The 17499-nt window shown below is 43.4% G+C and carries 16 protein-coding genes; 4 read left to right on the forward strand and 12 right to left on the reverse strand.

Translation table 11 applies throughout. The annotated features are described in order from the left end of the window. Positions 1 to 34 precede the first annotated feature (34 nt). Together treP and treC are read left to right on the forward strand one after the other, a co-directional pair. A complete protein-coding gene (gene treP, locus ACESPQ_RS19875) occupies positions 35 to 1918 on the forward strand; it encodes a PTS system trehalose-specific EIIBC component (protein WP_373144808.1) in 1884 nt (627 codons plus the stop codon). Between the two features lie 9 nt (positions 1919 to 1927). Beyond that, complete coding sequence (treC, locus tag ACESPQ_RS19880) at positions 1928 to 3577, forward strand: alpha,alpha-phosphotrehalase (protein WP_373144809.1); 1650 nt, start codon at positions 1928 to 1930, stop codon at positions 3575 to 3577. Positions 3578 to 3939: 362 nt separating this feature from the next. Here the strand turns inward: treC and ACESPQ_RS19885 are convergent, their stop codons facing one another. From ACESPQ_RS19885 to glmU, 6 genes are all read right to left on the reverse strand, one after another. Further along, positions 3940 to 4656, reverse strand: a complete 717-nt coding sequence (locus tag ACESPQ_RS19885; protein WP_373144811.1) for a GntR family transcriptional regulator — start codon at positions 4654 to 4656, stop codon at positions 3940 to 3942. 164 nt (positions 4657 to 4820) lie between these two features. Next, positions 4821 to 5855, reverse strand: coding sequence for an ADP-ribosylglycohydrolase family protein (locus ACESPQ_RS19890; RefSeq protein WP_002606811.1), 1035 nt, complete (start codon positions 5853 to 5855; stop codon positions 4821 to 4823). A gap of 18 nt (positions 5856 to 5873) precedes the next feature. Next, positions 5874 to 7268 (reverse strand): PTS transporter subunit EIIC, encoded by a 1395-nt coding sequence (locus ACESPQ_RS19895; RefSeq protein ID WP_002606810.1) that lies wholly within the window; start codon positions 7266 to 7268, stop codon positions 5874 to 5876. Positions 7269 to 7440: 172 nt separating this feature from the next. Further along, a complete protein-coding gene (locus tag ACESPQ_RS19900; RefSeq protein WP_002606809.1) occupies positions 7441 to 7797 on the reverse strand; it encodes a DUF1622 domain-containing protein in 357 nt (118 codons plus the stop codon). Between the two features lie 22 nt (positions 7798 to 7819). Continuing rightward, the gene (locus tag ACESPQ_RS19905; protein WP_002606808.1) at positions 7820 to 8773 is read right to left on the reverse strand and encodes a ribose-phosphate diphosphokinase; all 954 of its coding nucleotides are present in this window, start codon (positions 8771 to 8773) and stop codon (positions 7820 to 7822) included. Between the two features lie 23 nt (positions 8774 to 8796). Further along, entirely contained in the window at positions 8797 to 10152 is a 1356-nt protein-coding gene (gene glmU / locus ACESPQ_RS19910; protein WP_002606807.1) for a bifunctional UDP-N-acetylglucosamine diphosphorylase/glucosamine-1-phosphate N-acetyltransferase GlmU, read from the reverse strand. 277 nt (positions 10153 to 10429) lie between these two features. Here glmU and ACESPQ_RS19915 point away from each other — a divergent pair, with 277 nt between their 5' ends. After that, entirely contained in the window at positions 10430 to 11206 is a 777-nt protein-coding gene (locus ACESPQ_RS19915) for a Cof-type HAD-IIB family hydrolase (protein WP_002606806.1), read from the forward strand. 218 nt (positions 11207 to 11424) lie between these two features. On the opposite strand, the gene ACESPQ_RS19920 is transcribed toward ACESPQ_RS19915, so the two are convergent. After that, positions 11425 to 12768, reverse strand: coding sequence for a sensor histidine kinase (locus ACESPQ_RS19920; RefSeq protein WP_257328474.1), 1344 nt, complete (start codon positions 12766 to 12768; stop codon positions 11425 to 11427). Then, the gene (locus ACESPQ_RS19925; protein ID WP_109771484.1) at positions 12761 to 13450 is read right to left on the reverse strand and encodes a response regulator transcription factor; all 690 of its coding nucleotides are present in this window, start codon (positions 13448 to 13450) and stop codon (positions 12761 to 12763) included. Before ACESPQ_RS19925 ends, ACESPQ_RS19920 begins: the two co-directional genes overlap by 8 nt. A 153-nt stretch (positions 13451 to 13603) precedes the next feature. Between ACESPQ_RS19925 and ACESPQ_RS19930 the strand changes: the two genes are divergently transcribed. After that, positions 13604 to 14434 (forward strand): glycosyltransferase family 2 protein, encoded by an 831-nt coding sequence (locus tag ACESPQ_RS19930; protein WP_373144814.1) that lies wholly within the window; start codon positions 13604 to 13606, stop codon positions 14432 to 14434. A 123-nt stretch (positions 14435 to 14557) separates the two neighbouring features. Here the strand turns inward: ACESPQ_RS19930 and ispE are convergent, their stop codons facing one another. Genes ispE through rnmV form a run of 4 tightly spaced genes read right to left on the reverse strand, consistent with a single transcriptional unit; the run spans position 14558 to position 17431 of the window. Next, positions 14558 to 15442 (reverse strand): 4-(cytidine 5'-diphospho)-2-C-methyl-D-erythritol kinase, encoded by an 885-nt coding sequence (gene ispE / locus ACESPQ_RS19935; protein ID WP_373144815.1) that lies wholly within the window; start codon positions 15440 to 15442, stop codon positions 14558 to 14560. Beyond that, positions 15414 to 16289 carry a 16S rRNA (adenine(1518)-N(6)/adenine(1519)-N(6))-dimethyltransferase RsmA gene (gene rsmA, locus ACESPQ_RS19940; RefSeq protein ID WP_008818099.1) on the reverse strand — a complete coding sequence of 292 codons (876 nt, stop codon included), beginning with the start codon at positions 16287 to 16289 and terminating at the stop codon, positions 15414 to 15416. The genes ispE and rsmA overlap by 29 nt, the downstream gene beginning before the upstream one ends. 13 nt (positions 16290 to 16302) lie before the next feature. Beyond that, a complete protein-coding gene (locus ACESPQ_RS19945; RefSeq protein WP_044907522.1) occupies positions 16303 to 16893 on the reverse strand; it encodes a DUF2812 domain-containing protein in 591 nt (196 codons plus the stop codon). Beyond that, positions 16886 to 17431 carry a ribonuclease M5 gene (gene rnmV, locus ACESPQ_RS19950; RefSeq protein ID WP_002606797.1) on the reverse strand — a complete coding sequence of 182 codons (546 nt, stop codon included), beginning with the start codon at positions 17429 to 17431 and terminating at the stop codon, positions 16886 to 16888. Before rnmV ends, ACESPQ_RS19945 begins: the two co-directional genes overlap by 8 nt. Positions 17432 to 17499: the final 68 nt, after the last annotated feature.

The raw sequence follows: 17499 nt of genomic DNA on the forward strand, positions 1-17499 counted from the left end.
ATTGAGATGTACGTACATGTTTAAGGAGGAGCTTATGGAAAAGTTTCAGGAAGATGTAAAAAAACTATTGCTATACGTCGGTGGTAAAGAGAACATACAGGCCGTTTCTCACTGTGTTACCAGAATGCGATTTGTACTGGAAAAGCCGGAGCTGGCAGATGTTGCGGCAATCGAATCCCTTCCCAGTGCAAAGGGGACATTCACACAATCCGGTCAGTTTCAGGTCATAATCGGAAATGAGGTCAGTGAATTTTACAATGCATTTACGGCTTATGCAGGCATTGAAGGAGTTTCCAAGGATTCACTGAAAAGCTCTGCAAAATCAAATCAGACAGTATTACAGCAAATGATGGGTGCTCTTGGAGAAATCTTCGCACCTCTGATCCCGGCATTGATCTGCGGCGGTCTGATTCTCGGGTTTCGCAATATCATAGGCGAGATTGCGATGTTTGACGGACAGACACTCGCCCAAGCCTCACAGTTCTGGAATGGCGTATACAGCTTTCTATGGCTGATTGGTGAAGCCGTCTTCCACATGCTGCCGGTGGGTATCGTATGGTCCATTACTAAAAAAATGGGAACAACACAGATTCTTGGAATCATCCTTGGGCTAACCCTTGTTTCTCCGCAGCTGTTAAATGGCTTCCAGGTAGCCGGAACCGAGGCTTCCGCTATTCCTGTATGGGATTTTGGTTTCACACTGATTCAAATGATTGGCTATCAGGGGCAGGTAATCGCAGCCATGATGGCAGGCTTTGTCCTCGTATATCTTGAAAAATTCTTCCGTAAGCACTGTCCTGCTGTCATTTCTATGATTGTTGTGCCGTTCTGTTCACTGATCCCGGCAGTTGTTATTGCTCATACTCTGGTTGGACCTGTAGGCTGGACAATAGGAAATGCAATTGCGGATATTGTCTATACCGGACTAACCTCCAGCTTTGGCGTTTTGTTTGCCGCGGTATTTGGGCTGATCTATGCGCCAATCGTTATGACCGGCTTACATCATATGACGAATGCAATTGATACAACGCTGACGAATATGTTTGGCGGTACAATTCTCTGGCCAATGATTGCATTATCCAATATTGCGCAGGGCTCCAGTGTTCTTGCAATGGCAGTTCTTCAGAAAAAGGATGAAAAAGCACAGCAGATCAATATCCCGGCCCTGATATCCTGCTATCTCGGTGTTACAGAACCGGCTTTATTTGGTGTCAATCTGAAATATGGCTTTCCTTTGATTTGCGGCATGATCGGTTCTGCAGTTGCAGCAGTGATATCTGTAGGATGCGGGGTGCAGGCCTTCAGCATCGGTGTTGGCGGTTTACCGGGCATCATTTCCATAAAATCACAATTTTGGCTGGCATTCCTTACAGCTATGGCAGCGGCGATTATCATTCCGTTTGTTTTGACTCTGCTTGTTGGAAAAAAGAAACTGCAGCAAAAGGAAGCTGCTGTCATCGTCTCGGCCGAAGAGAAAAGCTTCCATTCACCAATGAGCGGTATATGTATGCCGATGGAAGAAGTAGAGGATCAGGCATTTGCATCCAAAGCTATGGGTGACGGCTTTGCAGTAGAATTACAGGATACCCGTGTTCTGGCTCCGTTCAGCGGAACCATCATGGTCGCATTTCCGACCGGCCACGCCTACGGTATCAAGGCAGATAACGGAAAAGAGGTTCTGATTCACATTGGTATGGATACTGTGGAATTAAATGGAGAAGGCTTCCACCCGCACGTAAAGGCTGGAGATGTCGTAAAACAGGGTGACGTACTGGTTGATGTAGAGTTGGATGTTATCAAAAGGAAAGGAAAATCTCTTGTTTCTCCAGTGGTATTTACGGACGGGACAGCGATCACACTTGAAAAACAGCACGAAAAGATAGCAGCTGGTGATGCTCATATCATCACATACAAATAGGAGGGCAGTATGAATTTTAAAGAGAAAACAGTATATCAGATTTATCCAAAATCCTTTCAGGATTCCAATGGCGATGGATGGGGCGATTTACAGGGTGTCATTTCCAGACTCGATTATCTGCAGAAGCTTGGTATTGATTATATCTGGTTTAATGCAATGTTTGTATCTCCGCAACGGGATAATGGCTATGATGTAGAAGATTATCGAGCAATCGATCTACGCTATGGAACTATGGAGGATTTTACTGAATTATGCAGGGAAGCAAAAAAGCGTGGCATTGATATCATGATGGATATGGTGTTCAATCATGCTTCAACGCGGCATGTCTGGTTTCAGAAGGCTTTAAAGGGCGAAGAGAAATATAAAGATTACTTCTTTTTCCGCAAAGGAAAAGCAGATGGCAGTGCTCCGAATAACTGGAATTCAAAGTTTGGCGGTCCTGCATGGGAATATGTCAAGGAGCTGGATGAGTACTATCTGCATCTGTATGATGTCACACAGGCTGATCTAAACTGGGACAATCCGGAAGTCAGAAAAGAACTGGCTGATATCGTCAACTTCTGGCGCAGTAAAGGGGTTCATGGATTCCGCTTCGATGTAGTTAATCTTGTATCAAAAGGCTCCTTCGAGGATGATCCAAACCTCTTTGACGGCCGGCAGTTTTACACGGATGGTCCACACATACACGAATATTTGAAAGAACTGAATCTGAACAGCTTTGGCAAGGATGAAGACAGTATGACGGTTGGTGAGATGAGTTCAACAACCTTAGAGAATTGCACACGTTACTCAGGAAGTGACGCCCATGAGCTGACGAGTGTATTTACCTTCCATCATCTGAAGGTAGACTATAGAAACAAAAAGAAATGGGAGCTGATGCCGTTTGATTTCATCGAGCTAAAGCAGCTCTTGAATGACTGGCAGACAGGTATGCAGGAAGCAGATGCATGGAATGCCTTATTCTGGTGTAATCACGATCAGCCCCGTGCGCTTTCAAGATTTTGCGATGATAAAAACTATCGTATAGAAGCCGCTAAAATGCTGGCTACTGTGCTTCACTGCATGCGGGGGACACCGTATGTATATCAGGGTGAGGAAATCGGTATGACCAATGCATATTTCCATGATATATCACAATATCGCGATGTAGAAAGTACAAATTTCTATGATATTCTTAAGAAGGAAGGGCGCAGTAAGGAAGAAATCCTGCATATATTACAGGAACGCAGCCGGGATAATGCAAGAACACCAATGCAATGGAACAGCAAGCAAAATGCAGGCTTTACAGATGGTACTCCATGGCTGTCAGTAATCGATAACTATAAAACTGTCAATATTGAAAATGCACTACAGGATGAAAATTCCGTATTTTATCATTATCAGAAATTGATACGCATGCGGAAAGAGTATAAGGTGATTCAGGATGGCCTGTATATTCCATTACTGCAGGATCATAAGACAATCTTTGCATACAAACGCAAAGGAGAGGAAGGAGAACTGATTGTACTCAGCAATTTCTATGCAGAAGCTGTACGTGTGGAAATAAAAGAAAATCTGACAGATTATGTGCTGTTGCTAAGCAATTATAAGGACAGTAAAGCTGACAAGTGTATCACACTTCGTCCTTATGAATCTGTCATATATTATAAAGCAAGCTAATGCAGATAAGCCATGTGAGTGATCGCATGGCTTTTTAATGTGCTTTTTATTCATACAGCTGTCATCGTTCGTTAACACATTCTTCATATGAAAGCTACATCCTATGTATCCACGGACAAATCAAAAATATGTGTGGAAACTGCCCTTTTCGACCAAAATACACAAAAGTAAAGAATGGAAGGACTTAAAAAGAAGCCGCGATGTAGAAAGATATCATGAAGATGTACAGGAAAATTTAGAAAGTGAAGAAACAAACAAAAAGAATCAATAAAATCCAATTAGATTTGTATGATTCTCCATACTACATTATGGCTGGATGCTTGTAGATTTGAATGACATTTTAACTCTTACTCCCATCCATATCAATCTGGAACATGGAGCTGCACACTATACCGATATCGATCCCCTCTATAATAAAATTCAGCATACTCTACAATTCTATCACGCTGATCCTTCGTGACTCGCTGTACAAACAGCAATGGGCTCCCCTCTTTTACATGCAGATAATCTGCAATCTTTTTATCAGCAATCACTGATTCTATTGTTTCATTGGCATTCTTCACACTGTAGCCCTTTTCTTTAAATAGCTGATATAAAGATACATTAGGTCTTATTAGTTCATTCCTTGTCAATGCTAAATGAAGCGGACAGTATACACGCTGGAAGCCAATTGGACTGTTATCACTCCAACGCAAGCGTTCATGACAGCTTACCTCTGATCCCTTAGACAGATTCAATTTAGAACACACTAGGGATGAAGCAGATATTCTTTCTTCAAATGAAATAATATCTGAATGAACACCGGCTCCTTTATATTCTTCAGAAAAGCTAAGCAGATTCTGCAGCTGCAATGATTCCTTCTGACTAACGACCACAGTTCCTACACCATGAATTCGCTGCAGGTACCCTTCATCAACAAGGAGCTGAACAGCATGTCGAACAGTTATCCTACTTACGCCAAAAAGGGTCTGCAGCTCTGGTTCTGCTGGAAACAGTCCACCTATCGGATATGTACCATTTATGATTTCTTCTTTCAGATATTCATAAATTGAAAGATATTTTATACTATTTGTTCGCATTTTTCTTCACCTCATATAGCCGTAACATACTTCCTTTTAAATTTCATTATAAATGAATGCCTATTTAATGTAAATACTTTTCAAGGAATTCATTGTAATCCTACCGGCACGATTATGAATAGAAAAAGGAATGGCATACATACCATTCCTGCGTATTATAAATATTATCCTACTTTTGCAGCTGTAGCAAGTTCATCAGCCAATATAATAAGATTTATTTCATTTGCTTTTTGCACCTTGTCATATAAATCTAGGAAGTTCTTATCCTCAAAGTCTACAAAAGCACCTACCATCGTCCCGACAATCGTAGCAATCGTATCTGTATCATACCCGATGTTTACAGCATCAATGACAGCCTGCAAGGCACTGTCTTTATTTAAGGCTGCAATTCCAAAAGCGCAAGGTACTGCTTCTGAAATATGGAGACCACTACCGATTATCTGTGATAATTTCAGCAGCTTCTCTTCTTTACTACCGGCTCCCTCAGCTATCTGCAGTGCTAACTTTATGCGTTCTACAACGCTTGCTCCCGCGACTACTCTGGAAACACTTTTTGCTTTTGTTTCTCCACGTATTGCACCATAAACACCTGCACTTATCGCCTCTTCAATAGTAGCCTTTTCTGCAAGTGATGCGCTCGTTGCTGCAGCAATAGCACAAGCCCCGGAAATGGCAAGAGAATTATCGTGCGTTACCTGTGCTATGACAATAGCATCATCAATAGCAGCTTCCAGATTTCCCGGATGTAGAATTCCTGCCGGCGCAATTTTCATTGCTGCTCCATTTGTTGCCTTAGATGCATAGTCTACAGCTACAGCACCAGGAAGCGGCTTCATTTCCATACCGGGGTTTTTATACATTTCAATTGCACTTCTGGTTGTAGGCCCTGCAAAGCGATTGAAATATTTAGGAATATCTGACCATTCCAGTATTGCTTTTATCACGATATCCCTTGTTATTCTCCCTTTATTGCTCAAAATTGCTTTTGATAACATATAAATTTGTGAGAAATCATCTGTAATCTCACCTGCCTCATTTCCTAAAGCAAAGGCAGTTTTTCCCGGCTTTTGAAATGTTGTCACAGGAGCAGTGAACATCTCACGAATCTGCCCGAAGGTTAAATTCTCGGTGGTAGCTCCCATTGCATCACCAATCGCCGACAATCCTAAAATACCTTCTATTTTCTTATTCAATTCCATTGATTTTTCCTCTTTTCTTTACTTTTTCGAAGTCATCTGTGCCTCTGGATCTTTAACGCCAAATATGAACGTCAGTACCATACCACCAATAAAGGATATGGCCAAACCGACTATATATGCCCATAGAGTTGTTCCTGCAAATGCCGGTATTGTGGTAAGCCCTCCAAATACGAATGCATTACCCACAACATGAAACAGTCCCATGAACGCACCACCAAGTGCCGCCCCCATGCAGCCTGCGATTAGCGGTGTTTTGAATTTTACTCCAAGCCCGTAAATAGCCGGCTCAACAATACCGGATAGCATAACGGATGTAATCGCTGTCAGTGAAAAATTTTTCAGCTTTTTATTTTTTGAACGAAGAAATATGGCAAATGCAGCACCAGCCATACCAAAGTTAGCATTCGCACCATATGCGATGAATGGAGAGCATCCGTTCTTTGCGATATCAGGGATAATAACCATGGTATTCGGTGCCCAGTGCACTCCAAACATGATAAGGATATTCCAAATTCCGCCAATAACAGCTCCTGTGATAACCTGATTGATGTTCGCCAGCCAGGTAACTGCCTGTGCAACTCCGATACTGATATAATTTCCAATAGGTCCTATCACGCCAGCAGTTATCGGTACCAGAACCAACAGCAGTACGGTTGGAATGATAATCATATGCAGACTATTAGGAATTTTCTTAATCATAAAATGTTCCATTTGTGACTGTAGCCAAGTCATGATAATTGCAGGAATAATCTGACTGGTATAATTAAATACTGGAATCGAGATACCAAGAAATTCAACACCATTGCCTCCATCTCCCTGTACCAATGCCAGAAAATCAGGCATAATAAGTGCACCCATGACAGCCACAGCGATATACGGGCTCGTTTGAAACCGCTTTGCTGCAGTCATCGCCGTCAATAGCGGAAGAAAGTAGAAAACAGAGGTTGCCGTTAATGTCAGTATTAAATTTGTTGTACTGCTTGTTGACAGCCATCCTAGCTCGTTCGCCAATATGGTAAACCCTCTTAATAAACCTGATCCGGCTAGCAAAGGAAGCAATGGCGAAAATATACTGACCACTAAAGCGATAAATTCATTAAACCATTCATGCCTTTTCGGACCTGCTTCTTCCTTTTCTATCAAACCCTCCCGCTCTAAGCGTTCTGAATCCCATACCTTCATAAAAGCTTTATAAATATCCCCTACATTCATACCGATAATAATCTGCAACCCGGAATCCTTATTAACCAAGCCTGTGACACCATCAAGTTTTTCTATAGCATCAGCGTCAACCAGACTTCTATCCTTTAATTGTGGACGTAATCTTGTTGCACAATGCGTAACAGAGATAATATTCTCTTTTCCCCCCATAAACTCCAGCAGTTTTGCTGCCAATACTTCAGATGATTCCATAAATTCACTCCTTCCATTCAACTGAATCACCATTACTCAGTAAGACGTTATAACGTCTTGTCCTCATATTCATAATAGCAGATGAACGAAAAGTTGTAAAGCATGAATTTAAAAAATGTAAGCGGTATAAAAAAGCAGTACAATATCCGGCTATAGATATTGTACTGCTCATTTAATAATTATTCGGTGATGCCTCACTTGCGGATCCATGTTCCTTCTCAGTCTTGATTTCAAAATGTATCATCAAGGACAGAAGTGCACGCAGCAGAATGATGGCTCCCAGAATATAGATTTCCGAAAAGCTTCTGACGAGTACCGTCTTCAGTATTTCGGCACCCATTTTAAATTCCAAACCTAATGCCAGAGCATTTGCCAGTTCGATACGGATCGGATAATGTTTATGGGTAAACAGCGCTTTGATATAGTGATAAAACGCCTTCAGTGATCCGATGGTTATCACAACGATACCGATGATTTCCAAAATGGATACAATCTCCGGCAGCATGAATTCTATGAAATGTTCCAGCATACAGTTTCCTTTCTATGTAGGCTTACTCTGCGTATTTCGCAACGATTTCGCTGACTGGTCTGCTTTCTTCCACAGCCTTGATAACCTGTCCTAAAACAGGTCCTACAGACAATACCTTCATCTGTGGGTACAATGCAGCCTTGTCATCCTGAGGAATCGTATTGGTACATACGAATTCTTCCAGATTCGCAGCCTTCAAGCGATCGATGGCCGGCCCGGAAAGAACGCCGTGCACACAGGATGCATATACAGCAGTAGCGCCTTTGTCATACAGCATCTGGATACCTGCAGTCAGCGTCCCTGCAGTATCCACAATATCGTCTACCACGATAGCGATTTTGCCATTTACATCCCCAATGATGTTCATAGCCTCTGCCACGTTTGGTTTCGGACGACGTTTATCAATGATTGCTAATGGAGCGTGAAGAATTTCCGCAAGTCTTCTCGCACGAGTAGTTCCGCCATGGTCCGGTGATACGACCACAACATCTTTCAGATTCAGGCTCTTGAAATACTGACCGATAATACAGATGGCGGAGATGTCATCTGCAGGAATATCGAAGAATCCCTGAATCTGCGTTGCATGCAGTTCCATGGTAATGACACGGTTTGCCCCTGCCCGTTCCAGCAGATCCGCAACCAGTTTGGATGTGATCGGCTGTCTCGGTTTTGCCTTGCGGTCCTGACGTGCATATCCGAAATATGGCATAACGACAGAAATATGACCGGCACTGGCACGTTTGCAGGCATCAATGGCAATCAGTACCTCCATGATATTGCTGGAGACAGGTGCACATGTGGATTGAACGATGTAGACGTTTTTCCCGCGCACGGACTCCCCTAATTCTACCATGATTTCCCCGTCGGAGAAGTGCTTTACATCACACTGACCCAAAGGTATCCCTAATTCTCCCACGATTTCATTTGCTAGCTCAACGCTTGAAGTTAACGCAAAAACTACTGTTTTGTTTTCCATTGTTCTACAATCCTGTTCCTTTCCTATTTGTTCTTGTAAGTTGTTCCGAATCCCTTTTTAATGGACTGTCGTGCTCTGGCAATCCCCATATCACCGTCATCTACAGAATCCGTGATCGTAGAGCCTGCCGCAAGCAGAGCATTCTCACCGATGGTCACAGGCGCAATCAGGTTACAATTGCTTCCGATAAACGCACCGTCATGTACCGTTGTGCGGAATTTGTGCTTGCCGTCATAATTGACTGTAACCACACCGCAGCCGACATTGATTTTCTTACCAAAGTCGGAATCTCCGATATATGTCAGGTGGGCGCATTTGGAGCTATCACCAAAGTGAGAGTTTTTAAATTCCACAAAGTTCCCAATACGGCAGTCTTCGCAGATTTCTGTATTGTTTCTTAAATGAGACATCGGCCCCACCGTGGAATGGTTTCCAACACTGCTTTCAACGATCTTGCTGCTGTCAATCGTTACATCATCACCGATTACAGCATTGCGCAGGAACGAGTTCGGTAAAATCACAGTATTCTTACCAATGACAGTTTTCCCCTGAATGTGTACGTTGGGATAAATGACCGTATCCTCACCAATCACAGCATCCACATCAATGTATGTGTTATCCGGATCGATAATCGTTACCCCTGCACGCATGTGTGCTTCATTTACATGACGCTTCATCCATGCATTTGCTTTCGCTAAATCCACACGGTCATTGACACCCATGGCTTCCTTTGGATCATCCACAATCATAGCATTGACACACAGATCTTTTTTATTAAAAATTTCCACAAGATCTGTCAGGTAGTATTCCTGCTGTGCATTGCTGTTGGTGATTTCCTTCAGACCTTCAAACAGTGCCTTGTTATTGAAACAGAAAATTCCGGTGTTGATCTCTTTTACTTCCAATTCTTCTTCACTGCAATCCTTTGCTTCAACAATCTTCTCGACCATGCCCTGTGCATTTCGAATAATTCTGCCGTAGCGTTCTCCATCCGGCAGCACACTCGTCAGTACGGTACAAGCGGCATCACGGTTGCTTTCAAATACTTTTTGAATCGTTTCCTTCTGAATGCAGGGTCCATCACCGTTAACAACAATGGTATCTCCATCCAGACCTTCCAGAACACTTGCCTGCATGACAGCGTGTCCGGTTCCTAACTGAGGCTGTTGAATAGCATACTCTACAGAATCCTGCAGATATTCCTTTACACTTTCAGCACCATGTCCAACCACAACAACAATGCGTTCCACTCCGCTTGCTTTCAGGGTATCAACAATGTGTCCGATCATCGGTTTGTTTAAGACGGGATGCATCACTTTGTTCAAAGCTGACTTCATTCTTGTGCCTTTTCCGGCAGCTAAAACAATAGCAGATTTCATAAAAACATACCTCCGTTACTATTTTATCAAAAAGTGACAGTAAAAAAAAGGCTAAGTGCCTATTTCCTATACGTTTTATGGACGAATTGTAAGGTTTCACCGTGAATTAAGGAAAAAGCATACAATCACAGCAAAGAATGGAGGAAACAGCATGCTCCCGTATACTTTACCATCATGCAAATTGGATTTCGGACACTGGAATAATGAAATATGCCGGAAATGATTACAATATGTGAATAGTTGTGCTATCATAACCGTGTTGATGGGAGGTTACCTTATGAACAGACAGATTCTGTTTTTCGATATAGACGGTACTTTGGTGGATAGTACCACGCATATTGTTCCTGCATCCACCAGAGCCGCATTGCAGAAGCTGAAGAAGGCCGGCCATATTCTATGCATTTCTACCGGACGATCTCTGCAATCTGTAACAGACGGTCACTTTGATGAGCTGATTGACTGGGACATCTTTCTCTGCAATAACGGACAGGCTATTTACAATCACGACAAAAGCCTTCTGCATATGACACCGATTCCAAGAGAAAGCGTCGAGGCCTGCATTCAGGCTGCGGAAACGCAGGAGGCTCCGCTGCTGATTATGGGAAAGAAGCAGATTCTTACCCGCAAGCCGAATGCATACGTGATTACCTCTGCAGAATTCTTTAAGGAATCCATACCGGATGTGGAAGCATATGACGGCAGTGATGTCATTATGATGATTGCCTATGGTCCTATGGGATATGCCTATGAGGAATATATGGCGATACCCAGCGTTGATGTTATGATCGGGCAGTCGACCTATGCAGATGTTGTGCTGAAGGGCTTTAGCAAGGCGATCGGTATCCGCTTTATTCTTGATCATTTTCAGATGCAGGACTATCTAGCCTTTGGAGATAGTTTGAACGATGTGGAAATGCTGCAGCATGCACGAATCGGAGTCGCAATGGGAAATGCCCATGAGGAAGCGAAGCGCGCTGCCGACATCATCACAAGGGATGTATCCGAGGATGGCATATATCATGCATTGCGGCAGATGAGGCTGCTGGATTTATAATCCCCTGCATTATGACAGCTTGGTTATCCAGGCTGTTTTTTTACTCCCTTCCGCATTTCATCCTTTTTCCGTTAGAAGGTCAATTTACCGTTTAATGCAGAACTAATCATAAAAAAGCAGCTGTGTTTGTGCAGGACAGACAACAGATGCCTTGTTACATATATGCTGCAGAAATGCAGAACTATTCTTTTTACATGTCTAACACGAATATAGCAGTGCTATTCCTGACGGCAAGGAAAGAACAGCTCTACAACAAATTCCGTATCATCATTTTCATATAGAAAGCTGCCATTCATCCCTTTCATGATCTTATTAACGCTTTTCAGACCAATCTGGGTGCTTTCCTCCCGGGATGCGTCCTTTTTCTTACGATTTTTTAACCGAATCAGCACATTCCCCTTCTCCACCTGTAAAGAAACAGTCACAATGTGTTTATCCCCATATTTTCGGATATTGGAAAATACATTATCAAACACACGCATCAGCATGGCTTCCTCCCCCATGATTTTCCAGCTGCCCCTTTCAAATTTTGTCAATATCTCGAATTTCTGTTCACGCAGCTCCTCGCAATAGAACTCCAGCATATTCAGTACCGCCTGCTCCTCTATGGGATGCAGCTGCAGCTCCTCATCACGGGAATACACAAGGAAATGATTAAACAGCTTATCTGACATATCCTTGATCTGTTCGGCCTTCTGCCGGCTTTTTCGAATATAGTCATCCCTCGCTGCATCACTCTTATAAATTTTCATTTGAAGAATATCCAGATATCCAAGCAGAGAGGTGAGCGGTGTACGAAGATCATGTGACATGGCTGTAACAAGCTCCTGATTGGCATTGCGGGCTTCTTCTTCCTTCAGCATATTATCATACAATGCATTGCGCAGATGATTCAGCTGCCGGGCAAGATCCGTCAATTCATCATTTCCCTTGTAAATGATCGTATGGTGAAAATCACCGGCTTCAATCAGCTGCATTTCCTCCTCGATACTGAGGACATATTTCATTTTGCGGTGTACAAACTGCATAATCACTACAATGAACAGCAGGATAGAAGCAACTGCCGCCACAACGAGAAAACGAATCATGAAGGAAAGACCGATAAAGGAATAGACAACAAGATAGGCTTCACCATCATGAAACTTCAGCGTATATTCCTGATCGTCCGGCTCATACAGATTCAGCCAGAAGGACATGGTACCCACATATGCCTGATCCTCCATCGTACTGAATGATGTTTCACTCAGCGTATCCTCATCATCATACAGATACAGCGTGAGATCCTTGTACTTTCTCATTTCCCGTTTGATGGCTTTTTTGTTCTTTTTCGAAATATCCTTTTTCGTTATCGTATCCTGCAGGGTCTGAATCTGTTCACTCGTTTCCTTCTTTACTGCCTCTTCACCGACAGCCAGATGAAACATACGATACCGGTTAAAAAATAAAACCCCGAACAGTAATGCGGAAACAACTGCCGCCAGTATAACAATACCGATAAACTTCAGGCTTAGCTTAGAGATATGCTTTTTTCTTGTTCCGACAGGGTTTTTTTTCTTAATCAAAACGGTACCCCTTTCCCCAGACGGTTTTTATATACACCGGATTCTGCGGATCCACTCCCAGCTTTTTGCGCAGATTACGGATATGCACCATGATGGTATTATTTGCGGAATACATATACGGCCCCTTCCAGATAGCTTCATACAGCTCCTGATTGGAGAAAATCTTTTTTGGATGCTCTGCCAGCAGTAACAAAATCTGATACTCCATTTCTGTCAGATTTACAGCTTCCTCCTTCTTTTTCACCTGATTGCTGTTTCTGCTGATGACCAGATCGTGCATGATAATCCAATCGCCCTCCTGCGGCTCCTCCTTCCCCTTGTAAATGCAATATCTGCGCAGAAGTGCTTTAACACGGGCAATGAGTTCATTATAGGAAAACGGCTTCGCCAAATAATCATCTCCGCCGCTGGAAAACCCAAGCGCTTTGTCCTGGTCCATGGTCTTTGCAGTCAAAAACAGAATCGGCGCATTCGTGACCTCACGAATCTGACGGCATGCCTTAAAGCCATCCATTTTCGGCATCATAACATCCAGAATGATTAAGTCCATATCCTCTGCTTTTGCTATTGCTGCTTCTCCATCACCTGCTTCCTCCACCTCATAGCCCTCGTTCTCCAGAAGAACAGTTACTACCTCACGAATTTCCTGATTATCATCCACAATGAGTATTCTGCTGCCCATCGTCCACACCTCATTTCTTTTCTCTTTCATTATATATCAAAATACAGGCTCCTACTACCTAATGTTCATTAAATCAGCGTTAAGACTTTTTAAGATTTCAAAACTGGATTTATCGCAATAGTATGCCATAATGTTTATAGAAGGAGTGATGGTGTGGATAAGATCAGTGTCATTATACCCTGTCATAATAATGCGGGAGCATTACGCAGAGTGTATACGGATGTGCTGCGGGAAGTAAAGAAGCTGCCGCTCAGCTATGAGCTTCTTTTTATTGACAATGCGTCCAAAGATGGAAGCTCTGTTATTCTGCGCTTGCTGTCACAGCAGGATTATGCATGCCATTACGTATCACTGAATCACCGTGTTACGCCGGTTTCTGCTATATTTCTGGGAGCACAGCTGTCAAACGGTGACTTTCTTATGCTCACCGACACCCGTCATCCCGCCTATCTCATACCGGAGCTGTACCGAACCCTCTGTGGGAGGACGCAATGCTGCGGAGGGAATCTCATTACCGGTAGCAGACATATGCGAAAGCAGCCCTTTTTCAAGCTTCTGCGCAGGGAATATGTCGGTGAGGCTTTACTGATTGAGGATATCTCTGCATTTCGCAAAATACTGCTGCAGGATGATACCGGGACTGTATGGCTTCCTTATACGGAGCTGGAGCGCAGTCTGATCACCTGGCAGGATCGGTTGTATTCTCTTATGATAACATATGGAAACCGTGTTCTCACCTATATCGGAATGGGCGTCTTTATATTACTTACCGGTGTTCCCTGTTTCCTATTGTTTATGATGTTTCTGGATTTGTTGTATGCTGTCCTGCTTTATACAGGACTTTTCATAAGCCTGCTCTTCCTGTTCACCCGTTTTCGGCATCACCCATATTTCTTTCGGCATGAACAGCTTCTGCTTACGGATATCAGAGAAAGCACGCTGCCGAATCCACCCATTCAAAAGCCGGATATATCCAAGCTGTAGCATTTTGAATCCTGTGGGGATCTATGAAGGCTTTCATACGGATAATATGAAAATGGCACAGACAAACCGAAACCGGTAATCCTATGCCGTTTTTTCTTTATGAAGCCAGCACTAAGGCAGACATCAAAGAAGAGATATCCCCTGTTTGTCTATAGCCTTAACCTCCATTTTCTGCTTGATCGCTGTGCAGCATACAAAATACGTTTTGTTATGGAACCGCTTCTCTGCTTGCCGCAGAAGTTCTTTCTTCCTTGTAATTGCAAATACCGTACTTCCGCTGCCACTCATCAGCACCGCTTCAAACCCCATACTCTGCAGCTGGTGTTTGATGTCCGCAATTTCCGGAACCAGCTGAAAGGCACTGTATTCCAGGGAATTGGATATGACACTTGAAAGCTGCGCAAGGTCGCCCTGCTGTAATGCATGGATAACCTCATTGCAGTCCGGATGGTCGCATTTCTCAAAATCAAGCATAGAAAAAGCTTTCCCGGTAGGTACGCCCATCGCTGGCTTCACCAGAAGAATATGAAAATCGCAAGGCATGGCGAACGGTGTTATCCTTTCGCCAATCCCCTTTACCAAAGCACAGGTTTCCATGATGCAGAACGGTACATCTGCGCCAACCTGCTTTCCCAGCTGTGCCAGCTCCTCCAGTGAGATATCCAGCTTCAGCAAATCACGGATTCCGCGCATCACTGCAGCGGCATCTGCACTTCCTCCGGCAAGTCCTGCCTGTGCGGGGATATGCTTCTCCACATGCACATGGAAGCATTCCGATAGAGAAAAGGTCCTTCGCATCAGCTCCACCGCCTGAACGATTGTATTCGTTTCATCCATCCGCAGCTGTGCATCATTACACGTATAGCAGTTCTCACTGGACAGTGTTATGGTAAGCTCATCATGGAGCATCAGAGGAACCATAATCATTTCCAGCTCATGATACCCATCATCCCGCCTGCATACGACATTCAGGCAGATGTTAATTTTCGCATGTGCTTTTACTTTCATTTCTATGTACCTCATATAAGTTGATAAATTCCGCAAGTGTGACGCTTTCTGCCCGTCTTGTGCAGTCTATACCGCTTTTCTCAAGCTCTGCACGCGCCTGCTGCTTATCCTGACAATATTCCCCGTAATTGTTCAGTATGGTCTTTCTTCTCTGGCGAAAGCAAGCCTTAACCAATGGAAAAAAACTTTCTTCCTCGATATTCTGCGGTGTATCCCTGAAACGGAACTGCAAGACTGCACTGTCCACATTCGGCTTTGGCAGGAAAACGTTTTTCGGCACCTTCATCACCGGGGTTACCTCACAGCGATACTGTGTGATAATACTTAACGCATTGTAATCCTTGGTATTTACTTCAGCAGCGAAGCGGTCTGCGACCTCCTTCTGCATCATGACGGTGATTGCCGCAACGTCCGCTTTGGATTCAAAGATTTTAAACAGAATCGGAGTCGTGATATAGTATGGCAGATTGGCAGCAATGACGACATCATAGCCCTCTTCCCTGTACGTTCTGCACCATTCTTTCAAATCGATTTCTAAAAAATCAGACATGACCAGCTCAAAATTGTCATATTCCTGCAGCGTGTCTGCCAGAACATCAGGAAGCCGCTCATCAATTTCAAAGGATACAACCTTTTTTGCATACTCACACAGATACTGTGTCAATGCACCGATACCGGGTCCTATTTCAAATACCACGCAGTGATCCGACAGGACTGCATGTCGTGCAATTTTATCTACAATTCCGGATTCAATCAGAAAATTCTGTCCGTAATTTTTTTTCGCAAACATTCCATGTGTTTCCAGAATTTCCTTTGTTCTGGAAGGTGTCGCAATGGGTTTCTTCATAAGCTTATCCTTTCTAAAACAGCAGATAGAAGGTGGATACCAGCAATTCTATCAGCAGATATACAATACCTGTTAAAAGCACTGCGTACAACAGGTTTTTTATAATTCGAATCAGATTACTGTATTTTGTCGTGCTTTTGACATCAAACAGCAGCGGCAGCGCAAACAATAGAAGGGTAAAGACGAAAAGAAGCGGCTTCCGCAATGCCTCCTCCTCCACACGCACACAATACAGCAATGAAAACAGATACAGCAAATTGCATGTCATTTTGAAGATTCTTCGCTTCGTATACAGCTTCATATCCAGAAGCGGCAGCGGCTGATCAAGATTTTCATGATAGAAAATAACGCTCAGACCGTTTCGGCAAAGCACGTTCCATCCCTCAGCCAGAAAGATGCTTTCGTCTGCATCGTATTTCACATCGTAGAAGCAAACCCGCACATGCCGTCGTTTTCCCTCTACAAAACGAAAATTCATTAAAGAGCCAAGCATGACATAGCGAAAGGAGGACAATTCCCATCCCTCCTGCAGGATTTCAGATACCCAGCTTTCCAGTTGTTCCTTGGGACGCAGGGCAAACGTTACCTTAACAAGCTCATTCATATGGCTGACCAAGCAGCTTTTCCACATCTGTTTTATGCAGCTGCAGCATATTCAGACGCTTGAAAAGTGTTTTGGCATTCGGCTTTCCCAGATACAGGGAGCGGGCAATCTGCGCTCTCTTTTCGGCACTGTCCTCTCTGCCGTTTAGTCCCAGATCCAGATATTCCTCATAGCTCAGTGTATCCTGCAGATGTTCATCAAAGGTCATCAGATGCGTTAATGCCTCCAGAATATCTTCCTTGCAGGCATGCTCCACACCAACCTTTTTGTTTGTTTTGGCCTTTGCCTTATCAATGAAGGCATTTTTACAGCCGGGTACTGCCGCATTGATGCAGGAACGTATTTTTTCTCCGGGAAAATCCGGATCCGTAAATATAATCACACCGCGCGTTTTCTGAGCAAGTCTGATCTGTCGCAGGATTTCTTTCCCCAAATGCGTACCGTTTGTTTCTATGGTATCACAGTCCAGAAAGCTTTTCAGTACATTTGTGTCGTTTTTTCCCTCAACCACAAGGATTTCTTTCATCTTCACAAGCATCAGCCTTTCCTTAATTACTATAGTACCATAATTATATCATGTTAAATACAGAGAATACCAGCTTAGCT

Source organism: Clostridium sp. HGF2 (assembly GCF_964240115.1).
In the GTDB taxonomy this organism is placed as follows: domain Bacteria; phylum Bacillota_I; class Bacilli_A; order Erysipelotrichales; family Erysipelotrichaceae; genus Clostridium_AQ; species Clostridium_AQ innocuum.

Bases quoted from the DNA above. Each gene is read 5' to 3' on its own strand.
- treC (WP_373144809.1), top strand. From the start codon at position 1,928: ATGAATTTTAAAGAGAAAACAGTATATCAGATTTATCCAAAATCCTTT.
- ACESPQ_RS19915 (WP_002606806.1), top strand. From the start codon at position 10,430: ATGAACAGACAGATTCTGTTTTTCGATATAGACGGTACTTTGGTGGAT.
- rnmV (WP_002606797.1), bottom strand. From the start codon at position 17,431: ATGCTTGTGAAGATGAAAGAAATCCTTGTGGTTGAGGGAAAAAACGAC.
- glmU (WP_002606807.1), bottom strand. From the start codon at position 10,152: ATGAAATCTGCTATTGTTTTAGCTGCCGGAAAAGGCACAAGAATGAAG.
- ACESPQ_RS19895 (WP_002606810.1), bottom strand. From the start codon at position 7,268: ATGGAATCATCTGAAGTATTGGCAGCAAAACTGCTGGAGTTTATGGGG.
- ACESPQ_RS19890 (WP_002606811.1), bottom strand. From the start codon at position 5,855: ATGGAATTGAATAAGAAAATAGAAGGTATTTTAGGATTGTCGGCGATT.
- ACESPQ_RS19885 (WP_373144811.1), bottom strand. From the start codon at position 4,656: ATGCGAACAAATAGTATAAAATATCTTTCAATTTATGAATATCTGAAA.
- ispE (WP_373144815.1), bottom strand. From the start codon at position 15,442: ATGAAAGTAAAAGCACATGCGAAAATTAACATCTGCCTGAATGTCGTA.
- ACESPQ_RS19905 (WP_002606808.1), bottom strand. From the start codon at position 8,773: ATGGAAAACAAAACAGTAGTTTTTGCGTTAACTTCAAGCGTTGAGCTA.
- ACESPQ_RS19925 (WP_109771484.1), bottom strand. From the start codon at position 13,450: ATGGGCAGCAGAATACTCATTGTGGATGATAATCAGGAAATTCGTGAG.
- ACESPQ_RS19945 (WP_044907522.1), bottom strand. From the start codon at position 16,893: ATGAATGAGCTTGTTAAGGTAACGTTTGCCCTGCGTCCCAAGGAACAA.
- ACESPQ_RS19900 (WP_002606809.1), bottom strand. From the start codon at position 7,797: ATGCTGGAACATTTCATAGAATTCATGCTGCCGGAGATTGTATCCATT.
- treP (WP_373144808.1), top strand. From the start codon at position 35: ATGGAAAAGTTTCAGGAAGATGTAAAAAAACTATTGCTATACGTCGGT.
- rsmA (WP_008818099.1), bottom strand. From the start codon at position 16,289: ATGAAGAAACCCATTGCGACACCTTCCAGAACAAAGGAAATTCTGGAA.